The organism is Kitasatospora sp. NPDC034023, from assembly GCF_055575795.1.
Window position 1 is genome coordinate 1 of sequence record NZ_JBVIRY010000013.1, and the last position, 26035, is coordinate 26035.

The 26035-nt window shown below is 72.8% G+C and carries 21 protein-coding genes and 1 pseudogene; 8 read left to right on the top strand and 14 right to left on the bottom strand.

Going from position 1 to position 26035, the window contains the following annotated elements; all coding sequences use genetic code 11:
• The 3 genes from ACZ52R_RS18625 to ACZ52R_RS18635 all read right to left on the bottom strand — a co-directional run.
• Positions 1-5216 (bottom strand): amino acid adenylation domain-containing protein (locus ACZ52R_RS18625; protein ID WP_465753751.1); only part of this gene is annotated, 5216 nt, incomplete at its 3' end.
• A 174-nt stretch (positions 5217-5390) separates the two neighbouring features.
• Positions 5391-6755, bottom strand: a complete 1365-nt coding sequence (locus tag ACZ52R_RS18630; RefSeq protein ID WP_465624741.1) for a pyridoxal-phosphate dependent enzyme — start codon at positions 6753-6755, stop codon at positions 5391-5393.
• Between the two features lie 69 nt (positions 6756-6824).
• Positions 6825-7034, bottom strand: a complete 210-nt coding sequence (locus ACZ52R_RS18635) for an MbtH family protein (protein ID WP_360268339.1) — start codon at positions 7032-7034, stop codon at positions 6825-6827.
• A gap of 400 nt (positions 7035-7434) precedes the next feature.
• Here ACZ52R_RS18635 and ACZ52R_RS18640 point away from each other — a divergent pair, with 400 nt between their 5' ends.
• From ACZ52R_RS18640 to ACZ52R_RS18650, 3 genes are all read left to right on the top strand, one after another.
• The gene (locus tag ACZ52R_RS18640) at positions 7435-8430 is read left to right on the top strand and encodes a phosphatase PAP2 family protein (RefSeq protein ID WP_465624743.1); all 996 of its coding nucleotides are present in this window, start codon (positions 7435-7437) and stop codon (positions 8428-8430) included.
• A gap of 375 nt (positions 8431-8805) precedes the next feature.
• Positions 8806-9705 (top strand): DMT family transporter, encoded by a 900-nt coding sequence (locus tag ACZ52R_RS18645; protein ID WP_465624745.1) that lies wholly within the window; start codon positions 8806-8808, stop codon positions 9703-9705.
• 108 nt (positions 9706-9813) lie between these two features.
• Positions 9814-10122 (top strand): hypothetical protein, encoded by a 309-nt coding sequence (locus tag ACZ52R_RS18650; RefSeq protein ID WP_465753752.1) that lies wholly within the window; start codon positions 9814-9816, stop codon positions 10120-10122.
• A 9-nt stretch (positions 10123-10131) separates the two neighbouring features.
• On the opposite strand, the gene ACZ52R_RS18655 is transcribed toward ACZ52R_RS18650, so the two are convergent.
• Positions 10132-10458, bottom strand: coding sequence for a hypothetical protein (locus ACZ52R_RS18655; protein WP_465624749.1), 327 nt, complete (start codon positions 10456-10458; stop codon positions 10132-10134).
• A complete protein-coding gene (locus ACZ52R_RS18660) occupies positions 10455-10760 on the bottom strand; it encodes an SAV_915 family protein (protein WP_465624751.1) in 306 nt (101 codons plus the stop codon). The genes ACZ52R_RS18655 and ACZ52R_RS18660 overlap by 4 nt, the downstream gene beginning before the upstream one ends.
• Before the next feature lie 345 nt (positions 10761-11105).
• Here ACZ52R_RS18660 and ACZ52R_RS18665 point away from each other — a divergent pair, with 345 nt between their 5' ends.
• Positions 11106-13325, top strand: coding sequence for an NADP-dependent isocitrate dehydrogenase (locus ACZ52R_RS18665; RefSeq protein WP_465624753.1), 2220 nt, complete (start codon positions 11106-11108; stop codon positions 13323-13325).
• 152 nt (positions 13326-13477) lie between these two features.
• Here the strand turns inward: ACZ52R_RS18665 and ACZ52R_RS18670 are convergent, their stop codons facing one another.
• Both ACZ52R_RS18670 and ACZ52R_RS18675 read right to left on the bottom strand, forming a co-directional pair.
• Complete coding sequence (locus ACZ52R_RS18670) at positions 13478-14068, bottom strand: YdcF family protein (RefSeq protein ID WP_465663895.1); 591 nt, start codon at positions 14066-14068, stop codon at positions 13478-13480.
• Between the two features lie 122 nt (positions 14069-14190).
• Positions 14191-15240 (bottom strand): cytochrome c oxidase assembly protein, encoded by a 1050-nt coding sequence (locus tag ACZ52R_RS18675; protein ID WP_465753802.1) that lies wholly within the window; start codon positions 15238-15240, stop codon positions 14191-14193.
• Positions 15241-15443: 203 nt separating this feature from the next.
• On the opposite strand from ACZ52R_RS18675, the gene ACZ52R_RS18680 reads away from it, so the two are divergent.
• Both ACZ52R_RS18680 and ACZ52R_RS18685 read left to right on the top strand, forming a co-directional pair.
• On the top strand, positions 15444-16454 hold the full coding sequence (locus ACZ52R_RS18680; protein WP_465753753.1) for an NAD-dependent epimerase/dehydratase family protein: 1011 nt from the start codon (positions 15444-15446) through the stop codon (positions 16452-16454).
• Between the two features lie 327 nt (positions 16455-16781).
• A complete protein-coding gene (locus ACZ52R_RS18685) occupies positions 16782-17330 on the top strand; it encodes a potassium channel family protein (RefSeq protein ID WP_465753754.1) in 549 nt (182 codons plus the stop codon).
• Between the two features lie 60 nt (positions 17331-17390).
• Here ACZ52R_RS18685 and ACZ52R_RS18690 read toward each other — a convergent pair whose 3' ends face one another.
• The 3 genes from ACZ52R_RS18690 to ACZ52R_RS18700 form a co-directional block, all read right to left on the bottom strand.
• Complete coding sequence (locus ACZ52R_RS18690; protein ID WP_465753755.1) at positions 17391-18731, bottom strand: chloride channel protein; 1341 nt, start codon at positions 18729-18731, stop codon at positions 17391-17393.
• A 524-nt stretch (positions 18732-19255) separates the two neighbouring features.
• Positions 19256-20152 carry a hypothetical protein gene (locus tag ACZ52R_RS18695; RefSeq protein ID WP_465624760.1) on the bottom strand — a complete coding sequence of 299 codons (897 nt, stop codon included), beginning with the start codon at positions 20150-20152 and terminating at the stop codon, positions 19256-19258.
• A gap of 473 nt (positions 20153-20625) precedes the next feature.
• Positions 20626-20958, bottom strand: coding sequence for a carboxymuconolactone decarboxylase family protein (locus tag ACZ52R_RS18700; protein ID WP_360502256.1), 333 nt, complete (start codon positions 20956-20958; stop codon positions 20626-20628).
• 365 nt (positions 20959-21323) lie between these two features.
• Here ACZ52R_RS18700 and ACZ52R_RS18705 point away from each other — a divergent pair, with 365 nt between their 5' ends.
• Both ACZ52R_RS18705 and ACZ52R_RS18710 read left to right on the top strand, forming a co-directional pair.
• Positions 21324-21755, top strand: a complete 432-nt coding sequence (locus ACZ52R_RS18705) for a DUF7144 family membrane protein (RefSeq protein ID WP_360502254.1) — start codon at positions 21324-21326, stop codon at positions 21753-21755.
• Positions 21756-22177: 422 nt separating this feature from the next.
• Positions 22178-22384 carry a hypothetical protein gene (locus ACZ52R_RS18710; protein ID WP_465624835.1) on the top strand — a complete coding sequence of 69 codons (207 nt, stop codon included), beginning with the start codon at positions 22178-22180 and terminating at the stop codon, positions 22382-22384.
• 18 nt (positions 22385-22402) lie between these two features.
• Here the strand turns inward: ACZ52R_RS18710 and ACZ52R_RS18715 are convergent.
• The 4 genes and pseudogenes from ACZ52R_RS18715 to ACZ52R_RS18730 all read right to left on the bottom strand — a co-directional run.
• Positions 22403-22504 (bottom strand): annotated as a pseudogene (locus ACZ52R_RS18715) (2-hydroxyacid dehydrogenase); the annotation flags it as partial.
• Positions 22505-22613: 109 nt separating this feature from the next.
• A complete protein-coding gene (locus ACZ52R_RS18720; protein ID WP_360502250.1) occupies positions 22614-23639 on the bottom strand; it encodes a 6-phosphofructokinase in 1026 nt (341 codons plus the stop codon).
• Positions 23640-23990: 351 nt separating this feature from the next.
• Positions 23991-24719 carry a type 1 glutamine amidotransferase gene (locus ACZ52R_RS18725; protein WP_360502247.1) on the bottom strand — a complete coding sequence of 243 codons (729 nt, stop codon included), beginning with the start codon at positions 24717-24719 and terminating at the stop codon, positions 23991-23993.
• A gap of 46 nt (positions 24720-24765) precedes the next feature.
• Positions 24766-26028 carry a MurT ligase domain-containing protein gene (locus ACZ52R_RS18730; RefSeq protein ID WP_360502244.1) on the bottom strand — a complete coding sequence of 421 codons (1263 nt, stop codon included), beginning with the start codon at positions 26026-26028 and terminating at the stop codon, positions 24766-24768.
• Between the last annotated feature and the right edge of the window lie 7 nt (positions 26029-26035).

The window sequence follows — 26035 nt, forward strand, 5'->3', positions numbered from 1 at the left end:
GTCCACACGTCGTGGGGGCCGAAGCCGAAGTGGTGGTCGGTGTTGGCGAAGAGGGTGAGGACGTTGTGGTGGGGGATGAGGGTGCCCTTGGGGCGTCCGGTGGAGCCGGAGGTGTAGATGACGTAGGCGGGGTGGGCGGGCAGCACGGCCGTGGCGGGGTTGGTGCGGGGCCGGGCGGAGACGTCCGTCTGGTCGAGGAGGAGGGTGGGGATGGCGGTGTCGGTGCTGCCGGTGGTGAGTAGAAGCGTCGGTTGGGCGTCGTCGAGCATGTAGGCGACGCGGTCGGCGGGGTAGTCGGGGTCGATTGGCAGGTAGGCGCCGCCGGCCTTGAGCACGGCGAGCAGGGCGACGACCAGTTCGGCCGAGCGGTCGAGGCGGACGGCGACCAGGGTTTCGGGGCGGACGCCGTGCTCGGTGAGGAGGTGGGCGAGGCGGTTGGCGCGCTCGTTCAACTGGCGGTAGGTGATCTGCTGGTCGCCGTCGGTGAGGGCGATGGCGTCGGGGGTGCGGGCGGTCTGGGCCTCGAAGTGCTCGCTGAGCGTGCCCTGCGCGGTGGGGGCGAGGGCTGGGCGGGTGGCCCAGGTGTCCAGCAGCAGGTGCCGCTCCTCGGCGTCGAGCAGCTGCACGGCGTGGACGGGCTGTGACGGATCGGTGGCGAGGGCCTCCAGGACCCGCAGCCAGCGTCGTCCCAGGACCTCCACCGACGCCCGGTCGAACAACTCCGCCGCGAACGTGATTCGGACCGCCAGACCGTCCGGTGCGTCCGTGGCCGTGTAACGCTCGCGGACCTCGAAGGCGAGGTCGAAGTTCGCCTTCGGCTCCCCGGCAGTCGACAACTCGACGTCCACGCCCGGGAGTTCGAGGCGCGCTTCAACGGTGTTCTGAACTGCGAGGATGACCTGGAAGAGCGGGTGCCGGGCCATCGAGCGCACGGGTGCCAGCTCTTCGACGAGGCGCTCGAACGGCACGTCCTGGTGGGCGAAGGCACCGAGACCGGTCTCGCGGACCCGGCCCAGCAGCTCGGCGAACGTCGGGGCGCCGCTCAGGTCGGTGCGCAGGACCAGGGTGTTGACGAAGAAGCCGACCAGCTCGTCCAGTGCCTCGTCGGTACGGCCGGCGATCGGCGTGCCGATCGGGATGTCCTCGCCGGCGCCGAGCCGGGAGAGCAGCACCGCCAGCGCGGTCTGCAGCACCATGAAGGACGTGACGCCCTCCGTTCGGGCCAGCTTCAGCAGCCCCGCCTGCAGTTCGGCGGGGACGGTCAGCTCGACCGTCTCCCCCCGGTTCGAGGCGACGGCCGGGCGCGGCCGGTCGAACGGCAGCGCCAGCTCCTCCGGCAGGTCGGCCAGCGTCTCCCGCCAGTACCCCAACTGCCGTGCCAGCAGGCCTTCGGTGTCCTCGTCCGACCCCAGCAGTTCCCGCTGCCAGAGCGTGTAGTCCGCGTACTGCACCGGCAGCGGCGCCCATCCGGGCGCCTGGCCGCCCACCCGCGCCGCGTACGCGGCCGACAGATCCCGCCCCAGCGGACCGAATGACCAGCCGTCACCCGCGACGTGATGGAGCGTCAGCACCAGGACGTGCCGCTCGGGCGCCAGCGCGAAGAGTGCGGCCCGCAGCGGCGGTTCCGTCGCCAGGTCGAAGGGCTGCTCGGCCGAGCGGTGGACCGCGGCGGCCAACTCCTCCTCGTCGCCGACCTGTTCGACGGTCAGCGCGAACGTGACCTCCTCGATCGGCAGTACCCGCTGCACGGGTTCGCCGTCGACCGCGGCGTAGACGGTCCGGAGCACCTCGTGCCGCTCGATCACGTCACGCAGTGCCGCCGCCAGGGACTCCTGCTCCAGCGGGCCGGAAAGCCGCAGGGCCGCAGGGATGTTGTAGTCGGCGGTCGATCCCGCCAGCTGTCCGAGGAACCAGAGCCGTTGCTGGGCGTAGGACAGCGGCACCCGCTCGGGCCGATCGCCGGTGGCCACCACGGGCGTTCGCAGCACCGTGCCGGTGTCCAGCTGCCGCGCCAGCGCGGCGGGGGTCGGCGCCTCGAAGAGGGTGCGGAGCGGGAGTTCGGCCCCCAGGGCGGACCGCACCCGGCTGCCGAGGCGGGTGGCGAGCAGCGAGTGGCCGCCGAGGTCGAAGAAGCTGTCCTCGACCCCGACCGAGGGCAGGCCCAGGACCTCGGCGAAGAGCGCGCAGAGGATCTCCTCCGGCAGGTTCTCCGCCGCGCGCCCGGCGCCGCCGCCCGCGGCCGCGTAGTCCGGGGCGGGCAGGGCCTTGCGGTCGAGCTTGCCGTTGGCCGTCAGCGGGAGTGCCTCCAGCAGCACCACGGCCGACGGCACCATGTACTCCGGCAGCCGCTCGGCGGCCGTCGCCCGGGCCAGGGCGGGCAGCGCGGCCGCGTCCGCGCCGTGCTCCGCCACCAGGTAGCCGACCAGCCGGTGGTCGCCGGGGGCCTCCTCGCGCACGACCACGGCGGCCTGCGCGACACCGGGGCAGGACGCCACGGCGGCCTGCACCTCGCCGAGTTCGATCCGGAAGCCGCGGATCTTCACCTGGTCGTCGGCACGGCCGAGGAACTCCAGCTCCCCGTCGGCGCTCCAGCGGACCACGTCGCCGGTGCGGTACATCCGCTCGCCGGGGGCGCCGTACGGGCAGGCGACGAAGCGTTCGGCGGTCAGGCCGGGGCGGCCGAGGTAGCCGCGCGCCAGGCCGGTGCCCGCGAGGTACAGCTCGCCGGTCACACCGGCCGGAACCGGGCGCAGGGCCTCGTCGAGCACGTAGGCCCGGGTGTTGTCGATGGGCTGCCCGATCGGCAGTACCTCGCCGTGCTTGCCGCCGACCTCGTGGGCGGTGGACCAGATGGTGGTCTCGGTGGGGCCGTAGAGGTTGGTCACGCCCGCGGTGCGGGCCGCCAGGGTCCGGGCCAGTCCGCTGTCCAGCGCCTCACCGCCGACCAGCGCCCGAACACCGGCCAGCTCGCCGCCGACCAGCGCCCGAACACCGGCCGGCTCGCCGCCGGCCGGCTCGACAGCCTCGACGCCCGCGGCCTCGGCGGTCAGCGCGTGCCAGAGGCTCGGCGTGGCCTGCATCGCCGTCACCCCGGCGGCCGTCACCAGCTCCCGCAGCGCGCGCGGGTCCCGTACGGTCGCGCGCGGGGCCAGCACCACCCGGGCGCCGTGGACCAGGGGCAGGTAGAGCTCGAGCGCGGCGATGTCGAAGGCGACCGTGGTCACCGCGAGCAGCCGGTCCGCGGGGTCGAGGGCGAACCGGCGCTGCATCGCGGCCAGGAAGTTGACCAGTGCCCCGCCCGGCACCACCACGCCCTTGGGGCGTCCGGTGGAGCCGGAGGTGTAGATCACGTACGCCGGATGGGCCGGCAGCACGGCCACGGCCGGGTCGGCGTCGTCCGGGGCGGCAGCGACCGGGTCGGCGCCCGCAGCGTCCGGCTCGGTGTCGTCCCCGGTGGCCGGCTCGATCCGGTCCAGTGGCACGACGGGGATCCCGTCGGCCGGCACGGTCGCTGCGGTGTTCTCGGAGGCGAGCACGACGACCGGCCGGGCGTCCGCCAGGGTGTAGGCGATGCGGTCGGCGGGGTAGTCGGGGTCGACGGGCAGGTAGGCGCCGCCGGCCTTGAGCACGGCGAGCAGCGCGACGACCAGCTCGGGCGAGCGCTCCAGGCAGACCGCGACCAGCGACTCCGGGCCGACGCCGCGCCGGATCAGCAGGTGTGCCAGCCGGTTGGCCCGGGTGTTGAGCTCCCGGTACGAGAGCTCCCGCTCGCCGCAGACCAGCGCGACCGCTTCCGGGGTGCGGGCGGCCTGGGCCTCGAACAGTGCGGGCAGGGTGGCCGACGGCGGCTCGACGGCCGTGTCGTTCCACTCGGTCAGGACCTGCTGCCGCTCCGTCGCGTCGAGCAGTTCGACCTCGCGCAGCGGCAGGGTGCCGTCGGCGGCCGCCAGGGCGGCGAGGTAGTGCTGGAACCGGCGGCAGTGGGCGGCGATCTCCGCCGGCTGGTAGAGCGCCGGGTTGGCGTCGACGACGAGCCCGGCGCCGTCGCCGGTCTGCCGGTCGTAGATCAGGATGTTGAGGTCCTCGACCGGGCCGCTGCTGAGGTTGTGGGTGGTGCTCGGGTGGCCGCCGAAGTCCAGGTTGTAGTCGAAGGACTGGATGTTGACCGTGGGGCCGAACAGTTGCCCGCTGGAGGCGACCAGCCCGAGGTCGCGACGGATCTCCTCGTAGCGGTAGCGCTGGTGGCGCAGGGCTTCCCGGGCGGCGCGGCTGGTCTGCTTGATCAGCGCGGAGAGCGGTTCCCGCGGGTCGACGGTCAGGCGCAGGGGCACCACGTTGTTGACCACGCCCGGGGTGGTCCGGGCGACCTCCCCGGACCGCGCGCCGACCGGGAAGCCGAGGACCACGTCGCCGCTGCCGGTCACCCGGGCGGTGTAGGCGGCCGCGGCGGCGAGCACCAGGACGGTCCAGCTGACTCCGAGGCGGCGCGCCGAGGTGCGCAGCGTGGCCATGTACTCGGAGTCCAGTCGGCGCGCGTGGCGCAGGTGGGTGTGCGAGGTGGGGGCGAACCGGCCGGCGAAGTTGACGGCGGTCGGCCGGTCGGTGAGCCGGTCCTGCCAGTACTGGCGGTCCGCCGCGAACTGGGCGGAGGCGCGGTACTCGGCCTCGACCTCCACCAGTCGTGCGAACGGCGGGATCCCGCTCTCCTCGGGCAGGGTCCGGCCCTCCGCCCAGGTGCTGTAGACCTCCGCGACCCGGGCGGCGAAGAGCGGGCCGCTGTGGCCGTCGCCCATCGCGTGGTGGGCCCGCAGCGACCAGACGTAGTGGTCGGGCGCCAGCCGGATCAGGGCGAAGGCGCAGGCGGGGCCGGTCTCCAGGTCGTACGGCCGGAGGTACTCGGTGCGCATCCAGCTCAGCGCCGCCTCCCACGGGTCGGCCTCACTGCTGACGTCGACCGGGACGAACCGCCAGGCCGGGTCGGGCTCGACGAACTGGCGCAGCTCCTGACCGCTCGTCACCAGTCGCAGACGCAGCGTCTGGCAGTCGAGGACGGCCCGGTGGAGGGCGCGCTCGAACAGCTGCGGGTCGACCGGCCCGTGGATCTCCACGTACTCGTGGACCTGGTAGGCAGGGCTGGCCGGGTCCAGCTGCTGCGCGAACCACATTCCGGCCTGGCCGGAAAGCAGGGGCAGGTACTCGGGCTGGGAAGGCGACATGTGCTGGAACTCCGGTTCGTCTGGGATCGCCCCGGGCCGTCGGCCCGAAGGTTCCAACGCTGCCCGGCCGGGCGGTCGGGCGGCGCACGTGTGTGACCGCCCTCGCGGCGCCGGGGCGGCGCCTGGGGCGGTGTGAGGCTTGGATGGGGGGTCAGCGCCCGGTCGGGCTCGCCGTCACCGGGCCAGCGAGTCGAGCAGCATGGCTGCCGTGACCGCCGGGTCGTCCTCGGCCCCGACGAGCGAGGCGTTCGGGAGCTGGGCGCTGCCTTCGCGTTCCGCGCGGGCGCGGCGGCGGCCGCCACCGGTGATGTTGAGCAGGATCCGCGCGTCACGCGGGATCCGCCGCTCGGCCACCGCGCGTCGCAGGCAGGCCACCGCCACGGCGGCGGCCGGCTCGATGTCGATGCCCTCGGTCTCCTCGAACAGCGCGGCCGCGGCGAGCGCGGCCGGGGTGTCGGCCAGCAGGACCTCGCCCGAGGTGTCGGCCAGCAGGTCTCGGACGCCGCCGCGGACCCCGAACGGCGGTGTCGCGTTGACGAGTTCGGGGGCGTGGACGTCGACGGTCGACGGCGCGACCGGACGCGAGAGCGGAGTCGGCGCCGAGACCGGCGTGGGAGCCGGATTCGCAGCAACGGGAGGAACCGGAGTGGGAGACGGCAGCGACTCGGCCGCGCCGGCGCGCTCCTGGAGCCAGAGCCGGTGCAGCGGGGCGAAGCCGGTGTTCTGGCAGAGCAGGGTGCGCGGCGGGGTGCCGCCCGTGGTGGCGGCGATCCGCCGGGCCGCCTCGTGCGCGGCGATCGCGCCGGTGCCGCTGCCGACGGCCTGGACGTAGTAGTCGGGCAGTCGGCCCAGTCGCTCGTACGCGGCCAGCATGACCACGCCGAGGCCGTCGCGCCGGGCGACGTTGCGGACTCCGCCCTCGGGGAAGAAGGGTGCGCCGGTGGCCAGGATGCCCTGGCTGTAGGTGATGGCGTCGTTGTAGCCGCCGCCCTTGACGGCGACGATCCGCACCTGCGGGCCGGTTCCGGCGAGCGCCAGGCCGGGCAGGGCGCGCTCGGGGACCACCAGCACACAGGGGAAGTCGAACTGTTCGGTGGCCCGGACGAACGCGGCCGCGGTGTTCCCGGCGGACGCCACGACCATGATGCCCGCGTCCTGCGGGACCCGGCCCAGGACGGAGAAGGCCTCCAGTTCCTTGAAGGTTCCGGAGTCCATGCGGCAGTCGCGTTCCGGCCAGTAGCCGCTGAAGGCCATCCAGAGGTCGCTGAGTCCCAGGGCGGCGCCGAGACCGCGACATCGGTGCACCGCCGGCAGGCTCGCCCCGGGCACCTCACGGATCACCGGGAGCCAGTCGCGGTAGCGGAAGAGGCCGGAGGCCGCCGGGGCGGCCGCGACCGCGTCGGCCAGTGAGCCGGCGGTGTACTCGGTCCGCAGCAGTGAATTGTCACGGCACCCGGGGCAGGCCGAGATCAGCCCGTCGTCCCCGAGTCGTAAACCGCATCGAGTGCAGACAACCGTGTAGTGCCCGCCGTGCTCCATGGCTTTCTCCCCGTTGCTACCGGCCGTGGCCGGTACTGCAAGCTGAATTTCGTCGGGCCGGGCTGGAAACTACTGCTCCATGGCCGAGATGAGGCTCTTCGGACGCATATCGGTCCAGGAGTTCTCGATGTAGTCCAGGCACTCCTGGCGTCCGGCCTCGCCGAACACCTGCTGCCACCCGGCCGGAATTTCCGTGAAGACCGGCCAGAGCGAATGCTGGCCCTCGTCGTTCACCAGAACCAGGTAGTTGGCCTCGGGGTCCTCGAAGGGGTTCGTCACCGCGTCACCTTTTCTCGCATAACCGGCAAGCCGGATGGACAATGCGGACATGGCGGAGGTGGATCCCTGATCCGGACGGACCTGCCCCCGCCCGGCCCGTACTCCAGTCTTACTCATCCGGGCCCGAAAGGGGAAGTGCGGATTGCTGTCGGGAGACGTGAACGGAGCGTGGAGACCCTTCCCGTCGTCAAGTCGTGCGCGAGCCGGTCGCGATGGCCGTGACCTGGTGTGAAATGCTGTGCAATACGGCGGAAATGAGGTCCGCGGGCGGAGCGGACGGGGGATCGGTGCGACCGGCTCGGCGGTGAAGTCCCGTACCACTGCGGGCGTACGGCCGGTGACGAAAACCCGCCGAGTGGATGATCGGACGGTCACGGATCGTCTGGCAGACTTCTTCCCCATGAGGTTACCGACCGACAGCCACGCATCCGGTGCCGAGCACAACTCGCCTTACCCCAGCGGTAGTTCACCACAATTCAAGGGGCAGTCACCCGGCGGGGCGGCGAACGGGACGGACGGGACGGACGGGACGGGCGGCCTCGCCGCCGGCGGTGCCGCGCCGGACGGTCCGCGCACGCTGCGCGGCCGGATCGCCGCCCGCCGGCTCCGTCCGGTCCGGCCGCGCCTCTGGTTCGAGTTGGCGCTCATCGGGATCAGCTACTGGGTCTACAACCTCGTGCGCAACGCGGTGCCGCAGCACGCCGAGACCGCCAAGGCGCACGCGAACCTGGTGTGGGACCTGGAGCGGAGCCTCGGCCTGGCCTTCGAGCGCTCGGTGAACCACGGCATCGACTCGGTGACCTGGGCGATCGTCGGGATGAACTACTACTACGCCACACTGCACTTCATCATCACCATCGCCGTCCTGGTCTGGCTCTACCGCAGCCACCCCGGCCGGTACCCGGCGGTCCGCACCGCGCTGGCCGGAGGCACCGGAATCGCCCTCGTCGGCTACTACGTCTTCCCGATGGCCCCGCCGCGGATGCTGCCCGACTTCATCGACACGGTGACCGCGCACCACACCTGGGGCTCGCTGGCCTCGGGCGCGGGAGCGAGCATCTCCAACCAGTACGCCGCAATGCCGTCGATGCACTTCGGCTGGGCGCTCTGGTGCGGGCTGACGGTGTTCTACCTGGCCAGGCGGGCCTGGCTGCGGGCGTTGGGACTGCTGTACCCGCTGTTCACGCTGACTGTGATCATCGCCACCGCGAACCACCTCTGGTTGGACGCGGTCGGCGGTGGGGTCTGCCTGGGCGTGGGCTTCGTCGCCGCCCGGTTCGTCTTCCACCGCTGGGCCTACCAGTTCCCGCGGATCCCGGACTCCTGGCAGCCCGCCGCCGGCCCGCGCGCGAGCGAGCGGCGGCCCGTGCCGGGCGAGGCCGGCTCTCGCCGGTAGCCCAACTCCCTGACCACAGCCGGCCGGTGGGCCTGGATCGCCGGCCCGCCGGCCCGCCGGCCCGCCAGCCGACCAGCCGACCAGCCGACCAGCTGGCCAGCCGACCGGCCGACCGGCCCGATGGCAGGGTCCGCCGATCCCGTCCGGCCGTTCACGGCCGACGGTACGTCGCGCGGCCGGACCGGCGGAAGATCACGGGCACCAACGGCGTACGCTGGCCCCATGCGTCACGTGATCCTCCCCCCGCCGGCCCGCTAGCGGGCGGCCCACTCCACCCACCCCGGCTCGGCGGGATTCCGCCCGCAGTCGGGGCGATGACTGCCGCCCGCGCACCCAGCGGACCTGAACCGGCCATTCATCGTGGAGTACCGACGCATGACCTCGTACACCGCCGTGCCCTTCCGGCACGGCCTGTTGTCCATTTCCGCCGCCGCCGTCGCCTGGGGCGTGGGCGGGGCCGTGGCCGCGCTGCTGATGCGCACCAGCGGCCTCGGCCCGGTGGCCGTCTCCTGCTGGCGCTTCGGCGTCGCGGCGCTCTGCCTGGCCCTGCTGCCGACCGGCGAACGCCAAGCCGAGCGGGGAGCCGCCCGGCCCGGAGCCGCCCGGCGGGGTGCCGCCCGGCCTGGAGCCGCCGTGCTGACCGGGCTCGGCCTGGCGGTCAGCCAGTGCGCCTACTTCGGTTCCGTGCGCTACGCGGGCCTGGGGCTGGGCACCCTGATCACCATCGGCGCCGGCCCGGTGCTCACCAGCCTCGGCGCACACCTGCTGCTCGGCGAGCGCCTCACCCGCCGTGCGCTCGCCGTCGTCGTCCTGGCCCTCGCCGGGCTCGCCCTGCTGGTCGCCGCCCCGGCCGCCGGGCCGCGCCCGGCGCTGGGCGTCGCGCTGGCCGTCCTGGCGGGCGCCGGGCAGAGCGGCCTCACCCTCTGGGCGCGTGGCGGCGGCTCGGCCCGGGCCAGTACCGGTGCCTTCACCACCGGGTTGCTCTGCCTGCTCCCGCTCGCGGCCACCCGGAGCCTCCTGCCGACGGCCGGGGACCCGGCGGTGACCGGGATCGCGCTGCTCTTCCTCGGCACGGTGCCCACGCTGCTCGCCTACCGCTGGTACTTCACCGGGCTGACCGCCGTCCCCGGGACGACGGCGGCGGTGCTGGTGCTGCTGGAGCCGGCGACGGCGGCGGTGATCGGCGTGCTGTTCCTGGGAGAGCCGGTCACGGCGGGACTGCTGCTGGGCTCGGCGCTGCTGCTCGCGGCGATCGGGGCGCTGGCCCGCGGGTAGCCCGGCGGGGTGGCCGTACCCGGCGGCCACCCCGGCGGCCACGCGGCCGGCCACCCGGGCGGGCTCCTGTGGTCGCCGGGGGCGTGTGGCCGTGCTGTGGTGGTCCGCATGAACCGCTCACGCCTGGCCCGGGTGGCCGTCACGACCGCGTCCGCCGTCCTGCCCACCACCGTCCTGCCCACCACCGTCCTGCTCACCACCGCCCTGCTCACCACCGCCGCCGGTGCCACGGTCGCCGCCGCCGCTGTTCCGGCGTCGGCGACCGGGCTCCGGGACGTCACCGCCGAGCAGTGCCGGGGTGCGGGCGGGCACGTCGAGGGCAGCGGCTACTGCGTCGACGCGCTCGGCGACGACGCCTGGGGCCAGCCCGTCGACGGCCAGGCGATCAACCCGGACCCGCGCCCCGGCGAGGAGTGAGCACGCTGCTCACGGCACCGGCCGCAGGGTCACCGGCGTCGGGGTGAGGGCGCGCAGGACCAGGTCGATGCGGACCCTGGCGGCGCCCGCGCGGTGCAGGGCGGCGGCGATCGTCCGTAACTCCTCCGGGCCGGTGCAGGCGAGCCGGAGCTCCAGGTCGGCTTCGCCGGCGAGGGCGAGGCCGCTCTGGACGGCCGGGAACTCGGCCGCGAGCCGGTCGAAGTCCAGCGGGACCGGGCCGTGGCTGACCCGGGCGATCGCGTGCAGGGACCGGGCCGGCCGCAGGTGGCTGTCGGGGGCCAGGCCGCCCGGGACGAGCTGGAGCGGGGCCGTCACCGGTGCTGGAGCTGAGCGGTCGGGGCCGGGGCGGGCGGTGCGGCGGGGGTGGAGACGGGCGGGGCGACCAGCCTCGGGTCCAGGACCAGGGTGGTCACCCCGAGCGGGGCGGTGAGGTCGCGCAGGGCGGGTTCGCCGAGTTCGGTGTGGGCCTGGTCCGGTCCGAGGAGGGCGGCGAGGGCTTCGGGGCTGGAGAATCCGACCGCGCAGCGGCGGCCGTCGCGCAGGCGGAAGAGGCGGAGTGCGGTGGTGCTGCCGGTGCCGGAGGTGGTGACCGGTACGTGCCAGACGACGCGGGCCATGCGGATGCTCCCGGGTGGGGTGGTGGTTCCTGCCGGAACTGCTTCCTCGACGCTAGGGCGGTTCGCCCCGGGCGTCGCCGGTCCTGACGCAGCGTTGACCGAATGGGGTGGTGCGTTGACGCACTCCTGACGTTCGGCTCACCCGGATGGACGACACCGCCGGCCGAGGGTGCTCCGTTTGCCGTGCGTCCCGGCTCGGACGACCGTGGATTCTGCCCCTGGTCACGGCCGCGGGAGCGCCCTCGGGGAGACCGGCGTGCGCTCCGGGGCGGGGGGCGGTGGAGCGAGGGGCCCGTGACGAGATATCTTGACGTCAAGACGTTGGAGACGTGAAGCGGAGTACCGATGACTGACTCGACCATCATCTATACGCACACCGACGAGGCTCCGGCCCTGGCGACCTACTCGTTCCTGCCGGTGGTCCAGGCGTATGCCTCGACCGCGGGTGTACGGGTGGAGACCCGCGACATTTCCCTGGCCGGGCGGATCATCGCGAGCTTCCCGGAGCGTCTGACCGAGGCGCAGCGGATCGGCGACGCCCTGGCCGAGCTGGGTGAGCTGGCCAAGACCCCGAGCGCCAACATCATCAAGCTGCCGAACATCTCGGCCTCCGTGCCGCAGCTGAAGGCCGCCGTCGCCGAGCTGCAGGCCCAGGGCTACGCCCTGCCGGACTACCCGGACGACCCGCAGACCGACGAGGACAAGGACGTCCGCGCCCGTTACGACAAGATCAAGGGCAGCGCCGTCAACCCGGTCCTGCGCGAGGGCAACTCGGACCGCCGCGCGCCGCTGTCGGTCAAGAACTACGCCAAGACCCACCCGCACCGCATGGGTGCCTGGACGGGCGACTCCAAGACCAACGTCGCCACCATGGGCGAGAACGACTTCCGGTCCACCGAGAAGTCCGCCGTGGTCGCGGCCGACGGTGCCCTGCGCATCGAGCTGGTCGGCGAGGACGGCACCACCACCGTGCTGCGCGAGAAGGTGCCGGTGCTGGCCGGCGAGGTCGTCGACGCCTCCGTGATGCGCGCCGCCGCCCTCAACGAGTTCCTGGCCGCCCAGGTGGCCCGTGCCAAGGCCGAGGGCGTGCTGTTCTCGGTGCACCTCAAGGCCACCATGATGAAGGTCTCCGACCCGATCATCTTCGGCCACGTCGTGCGCGTCTTCTTCCCGAAGACCTTCGCCGCCCACGGCGCTGCGCTGGCCGCCGCCGGCCTGAACCCGAACAACGGCCTCGGCGGCATCCTGGCAGGCCTGGACGCGCTGCCGAACGGCGCGGAGATCAAGGCCTCCTTCGAGACCGAGCTGGCCGAGGGCCCGGCCCTGGCCATGGTCGACTCCGACAAGGGCATCACCAACCTGCACGTGCCGAGCGACGTCATCGTCGACGCCTCGATGCCGGCCATGATCCGCACCTCCGGCCACATGTGGGGCCCGGACGGCCAGGAGGCCGACACCCTCGCCGTGCTGCCGGACAGCAGCTACTCCGGCGTGTACCAGGCCGTCATCGACGACTGCCGCGCCAACGGCGCCCTCGACCCGGCCACCATCGGCTCGGTGCCGAACGTCGGCCTGATGGCGCAGAAGGCCGAGGAGTACGGCTCGCACGACAAGACCTTCGAGATCGAGGCCGCCGGCACTGCCCGCCTGGTCGACGCCGACGGCAACGTGGTGCTGGAGCAGGCCGTCCAGCCGGGCGACATCTTCCGCGCCTGCCAGACCAAGGACCTGCCGATCCAGGACTGGGTCAAGCTGGCCGTCTCCCGCGCCCGCGCCACCGGCGACCCGGCGGTGTTCTGGCTGGACGAGACTCGCGCCCACGACGCGGTGCTGATCGAGAAGGTCAAGACCTACCTGCCGGAGCACGACACCACCGGCCTGCAGATCGAGATCAAGTCCCCGGTCGAGGCCACCAAGTTCTCGCTGGAGCGCATCCGCCGCGGCGAGAACACCATCTCGGTGACCGGCAACGTGCTGCGTGACTACCTGACGGACCTGTTCCCGATCCTGGAGCTGGGCACCAGCGCCAAGATGCTGTCGGTCGTCCCGCTGATGGCGGGCGGTGGCCTGTTCGAGACCGGCGCCGGCGGCTCCGCCCCGAAGCACGTCCAGCAGCTGGTCAAGGAGAACTACCTGCGCTGGGACAGCCTCGGCGAGTTCTTCGCGCTGGCCGCCAGCTTCGAGCACCTGGCCACCACCACCGGCAACGCCCGCGCCCAGGTGCTGGCCGACACCCTGGACCGCGCCACCGGCACCTTCCTCAACGAGGACAAGTCGCCGAGCCGCCGCCTCGGTGGCATCGACAACCGCGGCAGCCACTTCTACCTGGCCACCTACTGGGCCCAGGAGCTGGCCAAGCAGACCGCCGACGCCGAGCTCGCCCAGGCCTTCGAGGGCCTGGCCAAGACGCTGACCGAGCAGGAGCAGACCATCGTGGACGAGCTGATCGCCGTCCAGGGCTCGGCGGTCGACCTCGGCGGCTACTACCAGCCGGACCCGGCCAAGGCCGCGGCCGTGATGCGCCCGTCGAAGACCCTCAACGAGGCGCTCGCCAGCCTCGGCTGAACCCGGTCGGGCTCTGCACTGAGCCGAGCCGAGCCGAGCTGAACCACCGGGAGGCCCCCGGGTCCGTGCGTGCGGACCCGGGGGCCTCCCCGCGTTCCCCCGGCCCCGCGTTCCCCCGGCCTCCGGCCCTCGCCCGGAGGCCGGTGTCCGGCTCAGATGCGGCCGAGCAGGGTCAGCGCGGTACCGACGGCCTCCCGCAGCAGCAGGTACGGGCCGTGCGCCAGCGGTCCGTCCGCGCCGAGCACCTCGGCGGTCGCGCCGGCCCGGCGGGCGGCGAGCGCGGAGCGGACGGCGTGGAAGCCGCTGGTGACCACCGTGCACCGGTAGCCGGGGCGCTCGGCGGCCATCAGGGCCGCGCTGAACCGGAGGTTCTCGGTGGTGTTCACGGCCCGCTCCTCGCGCCGGATCCGCTCGGCCGGGACGCCCCGGGCGATCAGGTAGCGGGCCATCGCGGCGGCCTCGGTGCACAGCTCGTGCGGGCCCTTGCCGCCGGTCACCAGGACCAGCGGGGCGTACCCGGCGGCCTCCTCGGCGGCGAATCGTTCCAGCGTGGCGTCCAGCCGGGCCGCCAGCGTGGGCCCGGGCTCACAGCCGTCCAGCGCCGCGCCCAGGACGACCAGGAAGTCGGAGCCGACCGGCACGGGCCGGCGGCGCCGGTGCAGCAGTGCGAAGCCGAGGAAACCGAGCAGCCAGAGCAGGACGTACCCGCAGAGCAGGACGGCGCCGATCAGCAGGACGTGCATATCCGTTCGAACGCGTACCGCGGAACCACCGTTCCGGCGCCCGGCCCGGGAACGGCGGAACCCCCGTTCCGGAGGTGGAACGGGGGTTCCCGGGAGCGGGGGTTCCGGAGCGGCGCGGGTGCTCAGCCCGCCTCGGCCGCCGGAGTTGCCGAAGCGGCCGGAGCCGCCGTAGTCGAGGGAGCCGTCGAGGCGCCCGGCGCCCCCGGGGCCGCGCCCGCCCCCGGTCGCCGGTCGCGCTTGTGCAGTGAGGCCAGGTAGGCGTTGTACGCCTCCAGCTCGGCGTCGCCGGACCGGTCCTCGGCGCGGTCGCGGCGGCGGGCCTGCCGCTGCTCGGAGCCCATCCACTGGTAGACCAGGGCGATCAGCACGATCGCGGTCGGGATCTCGCCGAACGCCCAGGTGATGCCGCCCGCCAGCTTCTGGTCCTCCAGCAGCTTCGTCCCGGGCGGCGACCCCTCCGCGGTGAAGGTGGTGACCAGCGGGTGGCTGGCCATCATCACCGCCACGCCGAAGAAGGCGTGGAACGGCATCCCCATGAACAGCTCGATGATCCGCATCACGTGGCCGGGCCGGTGCGGGCCCGGGTCCACGCCCATGATCGGCCAGAAGAAGGCCAGACCGGCGAACAGGAAGTGCACCATCATGAAGATGTGCCCGAGGCGGTACTGCATCAGGAAGTCGAACAGCGGGGTGAAGTAGACCCCGTACAGGCTCGCGATGAACAGCGGGATGGTGAACGCCGGGTGCGAGATGATCCGGACGTACCGGCTGTGCAGCAGCGCCACCAGCAGCTCGCGCGGCCCGCGCGGGCGGCCCTTGCCGGCCGGGCGCAGCGCGCGCAACGCCAGGGTGATCGGGGCGCCCAGCAGCAGCAGGATCGGCGTCAGCATGGAGAGCACCATGTGCTGGATCATGTGCGCGCTGAACAGCACCATGCCGTAGTCGTTCAGCCCGCTGCAGGTGACCAGCAGCAGGGTGCCGACGCCGACCGCCCAGCCGACCATCCGGCTGATCGGCCAGCGGTCGCCGCGCCGGTACAGCCGGACCACGCCCGCCGCGTAGAGCCCCAGGGCGACCAGGCCGCCGAGCAGGAACACCCAGTCCGGGGACCAGGTCCAGACGTTGGAGAAGGTGAACGGTCCTAGCTGGGTCATCCCGCCGTGGTGGTGCATGCCTGACATTCCGTCGCCCATCGGCGGGTCCTGCTTTCCGTCCTCGTGGCCCCCGGTGCGGGTCCGGTTCGCCCCTTTTGCTTGGCCTACAGCCTAGGTGGGCCTTACCTCGGGCCGTGCCCCCACCCCCTCCGTACGGGGTGTCTGCCCACCGGACGGCCCGCTGGCTAGACTGACCGGCCGGTCGGCAGGGAGGCCCAGACATGGCGACGGAGCCACGTACGGCGACGGAAGCAGACACGGCGGCGACGGAACGGGGAGCCGCGGCGCGGACCACCGTCGCGCTGACCGGGGCGACCGGTTTCATCGGCTCCGGGGTCCTGGCGGCCCTCGCGGCGCGCGGCGTGCGGGTGCGCGCGCTGGCCCGCCGGGTGCCGGAGGCCCCCGCCCCCGGCACCACCTGGGTGCCGGGCGACCTCACCGACGGGGCGGCCCTGGCGGAGCTCTGCGAGGGCGCCGGAGTGCTGGTCCACCTGGCCTCCCGGGTCGACGGCTGCGCCGAGGAGTGCGAGGCGGCGAACGTCCGGGGCACGGCCGCGCTGATGGCGGCCGCCACCCGCGCCGGGGTGCGCCGGATCGTCCACCTCTCGACGGCCGCGGTGTACGGCGAGGGGCCGCACGCGGGCATCGCGGTGGACGAGGTGTCGCCCGCCCCGGTGTCCGAGGCCAGCCGTACCCGGCTGCTCGGCGAGCGCCACGCCCTGGACGCCGGCGCGTACGTGCTGCGCCCCGGGCTGGTGACCGGGGCGGGGGACCGCTGGGTGGTGCCGGCCCTGGCCGAGCTGGTCCGCCGGGTGCCGGTGCGCTGGGCGGGCGGCGCTGCCCGGCTCTCGGTGGTGGACCGCACCGACCTGGCCCGGCTGGTCACCGCGCTCGCCCTGGACGACCACGCCGTCCCGCCCGGTGTCCACCACGCCTCCCACCCCGACCCGGTCCGCTCCGGTGACCTGCTCGCGGCCCTGGCCGCCCTCGGCCTGCTGCCCGCCCTGGACGGCCCGGACGTGCCGGACGTCCCGTGGGACGAGTGCCGCCGACTGCTGGCCGCCGTGCCCGGTCGGGTCTCCGAGCGCCAGTTCGGCATGATCGTCCGCGACCACTGGTACCGCAGCGAGGACATCTGGCGCCTGGCCGCCTGCCCGCCCGGCCCCGGCCCGCTCGCCCGCCTCCCGCAGGCCGCCGCGTGGTACCGCGAGGCACTCGGCCAGGACGGCTAGGTCAGAGTCCCGTACGGCCGGGAGGAGGGTGTCCTCACTGCGCCGCCCGGCGGCGAAGTCGGCGACGTTGGGGGCGGTAGGCCTGGCGGCTGGTGACCAGGTTGTGCTGGGGATCGAGCAACGTTGTGGCCTACCGGTCGGAGGAATCGGCCGGGAACACACCAGCGGCAATCCCGGAAAGCCGTGCGGAGTCTGCATGCTGGCTTCTATGAGGATCGACCGACTGACATTCCGGTCCTGGGGCTCACGGGAACCGGCATGAGGCGACCGTCCGGGCCGGAGGATATGTCCAAGCGCAAGCGCCGCGTTCTCCTCCTGTGGGTACTCATGCGGTCGGTGCTGACCGCGGCCATCCTGGTGGCGGCGTACTTTCTGCTGCCGCTGGACGAGCCCTTCGGGGCGGCCACGGCGGTGGGTCTCATCGCCGGGCTGCTCATGGTGTCCGCGCTCGTCGCCTGGCAGACACGGTCGATCATCCGGTCCCCTTACCCTCGGCTCAAAGCCATCGAGGCGCTGGCCACGAGCGTCCCGCTGTTCATCCTCCTGTTCGCGACGACCTACTACCTCGCGGCGCGGAGCCAATCCGGGTCCTTCACGGACCCCCTGACGCGGATGGACTCCGTGTATTTCACCGTCACCGTGCTCTCCACCGTGGGCTTCGGCGACATCGTCCCCAAGAGCGAGGCGGCCAGAGCGCTGGTCGTCCTGCAGATGCTCGGGGACCTGGTCTTCGTCGGCATCGCCGCGCGCGTCATCCTGGGCGCCGTCAACGTGGGACTCAACCGGGGTAATCGGCCGGTCTTCCCCGACTTCGCCCCGCCTCCCGGCGGCGCGGACACCGACGACGGCACCGGCCGGCCACGGCCGTCGGGATGACGAGGGGTAAGCAGCCCGGGACCGCTTTGTGGGCGTCGTCGTCAACCGACCGCGGATGTGTCAGGGGGCGGGCGTCCCCGGGGGCCCGGGTTTGACGGTGGCACCGGTCGCCCGTCCCGCGAGTCTTTGGGTCCCTACGTAGGAGACCACCACCGCGACGATCACCAGTGGCATCACGGTGAGCCCCTGGGAGCCGAGCAGCAGGGTGGCCAGCAGGACGCAGGTCATCGGGAGTTTGAGCATGGCGACGCTCAGCGCGCCCACCCCGATGGCGAAGCCCGTGGTGGTGTCGAGTCCGGGAAGGTGGGACATGGCCAGGCCGCCCGCGCCGCCCACGAACAGGGACGGGAAGACCGGGCCGCCGCGGAAGGCGCTGAGCGACGCGATGTAGGCGAGCGACTTGAACACGACCAGCAGCAGCAGTGTGCCGACGGAGTAGCCGGCCTGGTCGGCCAGGAGGGGGCCGATGGTGCTCTCGCCCGAGAACAGCACTCCGGAGATCGGTTTGTCGGTGATGCTGGTGTAGAGCAGGGCGAGTACTCCGATGAGGACGCCGATCAGCGCGGTGATCGGCACCCTTCGCGGCTCGACGTGTGTTCTCAGGCGCAGGGCCAAGCGACGGATCACCTCGCCGAGGACCGGGGCGGCGAGGCCTGCGAGGACCGCCCAGCCGAACGCGGCGAGGGTGGGCCGGTCGGCGGGTGGTACGTGAGTCAGCGACAGGGAGTAGGTGCCCAGGCCGGTCCAGGAGTCCAGGCCGGTGAAGATCAGCGAGCCGATGCCGGCGGCGAGCAGGCCGGGCACCAGGACGACGCCGAGCATCGGCCCGGCCAGGCCGGAGGCCTCCATCAGCAGGAACGCGCCGAGGATGGGCGAGCCGAGGAGTTCGCTGATCGCCGCGAAGCTGCCCGCCGCGCCGATGACGGCGAGGGCGTTGGGAGGGGCGTCGCGTTTGAACAGTCGGATCGCGCCGACGGCCAGGCCGCCGCCGAGCGCGATCAGTGGGGCCTCCGGGCCGAGCGCGACGCCGAGGCTGAGCGAGGCGATCGCGGCGAGGGCGACCCCGGGCACCGTGGCCACGGATGGGATGCCGCCGGTCTTGAGCCCGTCGGCCGGCTCGTGCCCGCCTCGCCCGGGAAGCTGCCGGATGGTGAGGGCGACCAGGACGCCGGAGACGGCGAGCACGGGCACGGCCCACCAGTTCGGCGTTCCGCTGAAGCCGAGGCCCTTGGGCAGGTCGTCGTAGACCAGGGACTGGAGTTCGGAGACGAGGGCGAGGAAGCCGTACGCAGCGGCCGAGATCGGCACGCCCAGCACGGCCGCCATCACCAGCAGCGCGACGTACTCGCGGCTGCGGACGACCGCGAAGGGGTCCTGCGGGGCAGCGGGCTCGGCGGGCATGGCGTACCGTCTCCTCGGCGTCCGGCCCGCCGGGAGAACCGGTCAGGCGACCCTGGGTCGAGAAGCTCCGACCGTCCTGCCGGTGTCGGCCCTCCGGGCGCGGCAGCGGTTTCTGCGGTCACGCGGCGCCGAGCCCCTGCCGGGTGACGGGACTCGCAGGGCCGCCCCACAGCCGGCGGGGAGGTGTTCCTCCGATCATCGCGGACGCCGGCGGCATCCGGCGCGGTGGAAACGCCACGCGGGTGAGCCGCGTCTGCAGCCGGTGGTAAAGCAGTGGTTCTGTGGATCGGCTTCTTGGTGGCGCTCGGCTTCGCCATCCGCGAGTTCCTCGACACCGGCCCGGACGGCGACCGCGCACCGCATCCAACAGCCCCAGGTGCCTCCGCCGGCCACGCGTGACAACCCTCCCAAGATCGGGACAGCACCGCTGCCGGCCGCGTCGGCGTGGCAGCAGCCGGGATCACGCTGCCCGCCGAGTGCCTGCCCCGAACACACGGGACCCCGCCCACCCCGGTGCAGCGGGGTCAGTCCGCCGGCCGGCGCACGTGTCGGTGGCGCAGGTACCAGAGCGCACCGACTACACCGGACAGCGTGACCAGCGCGACCAGGAGCAGCGGGTACCGGCTGCCCGCGAGCTTGGCGTCGGTGGCGACCACGAGCATCACCGCACCGATCGGCAGCAGCAGCGAGAGCACTGTCCTGAGGCCGGAGCCCACGAGCGCGGGCCGGGCCCGGGTGGCGTGGTCCGACTCCGACGGCGCGGTGGTGGCGTCGCCGTGGTAGTACGCCCGGGCTCGCTTGCCGAGTTCCTGGGTCGCACGGTGGTAGGAGTAACCGAGGTAGGGCAACCAGATCAGCGGGGCTACCAGGCCGATGAGGAGGACCACCGCGAGCAGGATCCACTGCCCGACGCGGGCGGCGGTCGACGTCGGCCGTTGCTCGGGGGTAACCACGCCGAGCAGGTAGGCCATCCGTTTCACCACCCTCCACAGGGCTGCGATACGGCCGGGAGGGGTATCGGTTCGCGTCGCCGCGGCGGCCTCGAGCGCGGCCCGGGCCTGCTCCTCGTCCTGGTACACGCCCTGGATCACGAGCAGCTCGGCCGCCCGTGCGCCATCGGTGGGCTCCCGCCCCGCGACCGCCGCCAACTCCAGCATCATCCGGCTCTGCGTGAGCAGCGCGCTGCAGAACGCGAACGGGACGAGCGCCATGAACGGGCCGCCCACGAATGCGCCCTCGCTCTGGCTGACCCGCCGGCCCCGTGTGATCACCATGACGCACAGCTCGGCGTCACCGGCGTCGGGATGCTGGTCGCGCGCGCGGGCGACCGAGGCGCCGGCGCGCCGCCCGAGATGGTGGACGGCGAAATTGGCCAGCAGTTCGGGCAGGTGGCCAGGGTCCGCCAGGGCTGCCCGCAGCACTTGACGGGACAGTGCGGATTCCGGGCCATCGAGGGGAGGTTCCTCCACACGACCAGCCTCTCACCGCGGCGCGCAAACAGGGGTGGCGCCTTTGACGTGTTGGGGGTGACTCAAAGGCCTCGGTCGATCCCGCTGTCCCGCCACCACGGCGTTGCGCTATGGCCCGAGCAGATGCGCGTTCCAGCCGCCGGGGAAGCCGGAACTGAAACTCGGCGATCGTCGCCATCCCGTTCGAGGGCGCGGTGCGGCCGGTCAGCAGCGCGGCCCGGGTCAGCGAACGCAGCGCGGTGGTGTGGAAGTTCGAGCACTTCACCCCCAGGTTCGCGATCCGCGCTTCACTCCGACCCGATCCCTTGCGTGATCGTGGTCGTCCCCCACCCCGGGCGGCGGCCGGCTGACCGGTTCCTCCGCCGTCCGGGATCACCGCCACGGCAAACGGTTTGAAGAACGACATGCACCGCGGTCGCGGCGTGCTACATGCCGCCCTGGTTCTCGATTCCCGCGTCGGCCACCGCGATGGCGACCCCGAGCGCCTCGGTGATGTGGGTCGCGGCCGACATCACCCGGGCGGTGCCGACGATCGGCGCGATCGCGACCAGCACGTCCTGCAGCTGACTGGCGGTCATGTGCTCCTTCATCGCCGGTTCGAGGTGCGCGAGGTAGGAGAGCGCAGGTGCGTCCATCGCCGCCAGCGCCGCGATGCGGGTGAGGATCAGCATGTCGGGGGCCAGTCCGCACCGCTCGATCGAATCGGCGGTCATGGCCATGAGGGTGTCGAGAACGGGCGTCTCAGAGGTGGTGGGCATGTCTGCCATCTCCACGTGTCGCTGGGCTTCAGTCTGCGCTGCCTGCCCAGACCGGGGCGTCCGAAGGCCGCCCGGTCCGACCGTAGGCAACCTCCGGACCGCCCGCACGGACAGTGGGCCGACCGAGTGGATCACCCGGTGCAGTGACTCGATCGGGTGACCCACCATCTCCGGCCCCGCGGAAGGCCAGGAGGATGTGCAGGTTCCGACTCGTGGACCCGGTGATCGTTCTCTCGGCCCGACGAAGGGCTGGGGCAGTGCGCGAGTAGCCGCCGTGTCGCGATCGTGGCAACTTGGTACTGGAGGCCGGATCTCTGACCAGGTCGCACGGAAACGGCGACGGTTTCTCTCCCAAGGAGCCGAACATGGCCAGCAACGTCAGCCGAGCGTCGGAAGGTAATCAAGTCAGCCGGAAGCCCTTCGCGGGCGGCTGGACCCTCTTTGCAGCCTGCATGATGATCTTCGGCGGAACGATGGCGATCCTCGAGGGAATCGGCGCCATCGTCAACGACGAGCGCTATGTGATCACCGGCAACTACGTCTACAAGTTCGACGTCACCGGCTGGGGCTGGCTGCACCTCATCCTCGGCCTCGTGATCGTGGTGGCGGGCTTCCTGCTCTTCACCGGCGCGATGTGGGCACGGATACTCGGCGTGACCGCGGCAGGATTGAACATGATCGCCAACTTCCTGTGGCTGCCCTACTACCCGTTCTGGGCCTTGGTCATGATCGCCATCGACATCTTCGTCATCTGGGCGCTGACAGCCGGAACCCACCGACAGGAGACCCGAGCCTAGGAACGCAGATCCCAGCCGGGCCGGGCCCTCCCGATCCCGGGACGCTTGCCGCGGTTCTGCGCAGCGCGACCCTGAACCCCTGAGATCCGCGGATCGGCGGAGCGCGCAGACCCACCAAAAGCCGGTGCTGGGCCCGAGGGTTTCCCTTGGACGTCCCCGGCACCGGCTTCGGACGCTTTCCGCGGCCTGCTCCCGACGGTGATCGAGCTGCTGGAGCCGGCCGGCAGAAGTGGCCGACGACGTCGCGGTGTGCTGCGCGTCGCCCTGATCGCCCCCGTTCGGGTGGTTCAGGGTTGGGCGGGCGCGGGGCGTGGGACAGGCCGGTAGTGACGAGATCCAGCGCGGGCCGTCGGGCCCGCCGGTCGACCACACCTGCCGCCACGTCCATGACTTCAGTTCATCCCGGCCTCGGGGGCGCGTCCATGACCAGCAGCGTTTCCGTGGGACCCGAGGACGCGGGCAACTGGGTGACGGCACCCGCCGGCCGTCTGCCCGGCGACATTGCCGCTCGGATCCGGGCGGCCCGGGAGGCGGGGGTCGAGGAGCGCCACCTCGCAGCGATCCTCGCCGAGGCCTTCCCCCTGTTCGGCACCGGAGGCAGGGGCCCTGCCCCGCGGGCCGACGCGTGACCACCACCGCCAACCGGAGCGGCTACACGGCAGCAGGGGCACGTGCAGGCTCACCAGGTCGGCGCGGGTGAGGAGTTCGGGCAGCTCGGTGTAGGTCATGCCGAGTTCCAGGCAGGCCGGCTGCGGCCACGCTGGAGGGCGGGGCGCGGGCACGCCCGCCGGGTGCGCGAAGGCCCCCGGACCGTACGCGGCGGCGGCGTCCGGGGGCCTTCGGCGGGCGGGCGAGCGGTCAGAGGACCGTCTCGGCCTCGAGGTAGCGATCCTGCGGGACGGTCTTCAGCTCGGCGACGGCCTCCGCGAGCGGCACCAGGTTGATGTTGGTGCCCTGCAGCGCCGTGATGTGCCCGAAGGCGCCCTTGTGGACGGCTTCGACGGCGTGCCAGCCGAAGCGGGTGGCGAGCACCCGGTCGTAGGCGGTCGGGGTGCCGCCGCGCTGGGTGTGGCCGAGGATGACCGGCCGGGCCTCCTTGCCGAGGCGGTGCTCCAGCTCGCGGGAGAGCTGGGTGGCGATGCCGGTGAAGCGCTCGTGGCCGTAGATGTCCTTGCTGCCCTCCTCCCAGTGCATGGTGCCGGGCTCGGGCTTGGCGCCCTCGGCGCAGACCACGATGGCGAACTTCTTCTGGCGGTCGAAGCGCTCGCGGACGACGGCGGTGAGCTTGTCGATGTGGAACGGGCGTTCCGGGACGACGATGGCGTGCGCGCCGGCCGCCATGCCGGCGTTGAGCGCGATCCAGCCGGTGTGCCGGCCCATGACCTCGACGACCATGACCCGCTGGTGGGACTCGGCGGTGGTCTTCAGCCGGTCCAGGGCCTCGGTGGCGACCGAGACGGCGGTGTCGAAGCCGAAGGTCACGTCGGTGGCGGCGATGTCGTTGTCGATGGTCTTCGGCACGCCGACGATCGGCAGGCCCGCGTCGCTCATCAGCTTGGCGGCCTTCAGGGTGCCCTCGCCGCCGATCGGGATGACCGCGTCCAGGCCGAGGTCCGAGCAGTACTTCTTGGCGCGCTCGACGCCGTCCCGCAGGTGGCTCGGCTGGACCCGGGAGGACCCGAGGATGGTGCCGCCCTGGGCGAGGATGCCGCTCACCGAGTCCAGGGTCAGGGGGCGGTGGTGGCCCTCGAGGAATCCGCGCCACCCGTCCTCGAACCCGATGATCTCGTCGCCGTGGTCGACCACCCCCCGGTGGACCACGGAACGGATCACCGCGTTCAGTCCGGGGCAGTCACCGCCGCTGGTCAGCACTCCGATACGCATTAGCTTTGCAACTCCCGAGCAGAACCGAGGTACGGCCGGACTACAGGCTGGGACGACGAGCCGTCACCGTGACGGGGCGCTCCCGCACCGGGGTGGCGGGGGAGTGGCCGTGGGGTGAAGGACCGGTCGATCCGGACAGAACGTCCGAAACCGACCGTGAAGTCGAGCATACGGCCCCTGGTCCGGCCGGGCAGGAGCCGACGTGGGAGCGGCGCCGTCGGCGCCCCCACGTGGATGTGCAGCCTGCTGCCGAGGAGGGTGTGCAGTAGGCAGCCCCATTGTCGTACGTCCGGGGCCGCCCGCGGGCCGGGTGACCGCATCGCGGGCACCCGGCCGGGGCGTACCGGCGTACTACGCGGGGCGCGTCGCGGCGGCGATGCGCTCGGCGCGCAACGCGTCGTACCAGGTGGTGTCGGCCGGCGGCAGGGCGTTGACGTCCAGCGCCAGCTTGATCAGCATGTCGGCCACGGCGGGGTTGCGCGCCAGCACGGGGCCGTGCAGGTAGGTGCCGAAGACGGTGTCCCGCCAGGCGCCCTCGGTGCCGTCACCGGTGCCGTTGCCCCGGCCGACGGTGACGTTGGCGAACGGCTGGACGCCCTGTCCGAGGTGGGTGACGCCCTGGTGGTTCTCGAAGCCGGTCAGCTGCGGCAGGCCGAGCCGGGGGTCGACGTCGGCGAGCACGTCGCCGACGCAGCGGGCGCCCTCGCCGCGCGCGGTCCAGACGTCGAGCAGGCCCAGGCCGGGCTCGCGCTCGCCGAGGTCGTTGATGAACTCGTGGCCCATGATCTGGAAGCCGGCGCAGACGCCGAAGATGATCGCGCCGTTCTCGGCGGCCCGCACCAGGCCGCTGTCGGCGCGCAGCCGCTCGGCGGCCAGCCGCTGCGGGCGGTCCTCGCCGCCGCCGATCAGGTAGATGTCCCCGCTGGTGGGGATCGCCTGGTCGGAGCGGACGTCGATCCGGGTCACGTTGAGATGGCGCTGGCGGGCCCGGCGCTCCACGACCAGGGCGTTGCCGCGGTCGCCGTAGGTGCTGAGCAGGTCCGGGTAGACCCAGACCACGCGCAGGCTGCTCTCACTCATCCTCGAAGGCCTTCCGTCACGAAAAGACTGGTGTGCGGGCGCGGCATCAGCCGGCCACGACCTTCCGCAGCTGCTGGAAGGCGGTGTAGTTGGCGATGGCCTCGATCCGGCCGGGCGGCGCCATCCGGACGGCCTGCTCCAGGGTGTCCACCACGTGGAACTGCAGCCCGGCGACCTCCAGTCGGACGGCCAGGTCCAGCTTGCGCTGGCCCATCACGAAGACCGGGTGCCCGGCGAGACGCTCGTAGTCGACGTCCCACAGCCAGGAGGTGTCGGTGCCGTCGGCGTCGAGGGCGTTGACGGAGAGGATCACCGGGGCGGGCGGGCCGTCGATCAGCGAGAAGGTCTCCAGCCAGCCGGCCGGGTTCTTGGCCAGCAGCAGGCGGATGTCCCGGCCCTGGTACTGGACGACGTCGTAGCGGCCGGCCACGGCGGTCACCGAGCGCATCCGCTCCAGGGCGACCTGCGGGGAGACGCCGAACACGGCGGCGACGGCGGCCGAGCTGGTGGCGTTGGCCAGGTTGGCCCGGCCGGGCAGCTGCAGCTGGATCGGCCAGGCGCCGCGCTGCGGGTCGATCACGTGGGTGCCCTGGAGCGCCCAGTGCGGGTTGGGGCGACGGAAGCCGCACTCCTGGCAGAACCAGTCGTCGCCGGGGCGCTGCATCACACCGCCGCAGGCGGGGCAGGACCAGGCGTCCTCCTTCCACGCCTGCCCGGCGGCCACCCAGACCACCTTCTTGCAGGAGGAGGCGGCCCAGGTCACCAGCGGGTCGTCGGCGTTGGCGATGACCACGGCCTCGGTGTCCTGCAGGCCCTCGCGCCACTTCTCGGCCATCATCCGGGTCTCGGCGGCGCGGTCGAGTTGGTCGCGGGAGAGGTTGAGCAGGGCGATCGCCTTGGGGCTGGTGTCGCGGGCGACCATCGCCAGGTACTTCTCGTCGACCTCGATCACGCCGAAGCGGGCGTCGCTGCCGCCCGCCAGGGCGGAGGTGATGCCGGCCGGCATGTTCGCGCCGAGGGCGTTGGAGACCACCGGGCCGGCGGCGCGCAGCGCCTCGGCGATCAGGCGGGTGGTGGTGGTCTTGCCGTTGGTCGCGCTGACCAGGACGACATCGAGGTGGTCGGCGAGGGTGGCGAGCAGGTCGGGGTCGAGCTTGAGGGCGACCTTGCCGCCGATCACCGAGCCGCTCCCGCGTCCGGCCTTGCGCGACACGGCGGCGGCGACCTTGCCGGCCGTGACCGCGATCTTGGCGCGGGCCGGCAGCGAGGCGTCGCGTGCGCCTGTGGGCTCCGATTCGGTGCCTGCCATGCTCAGT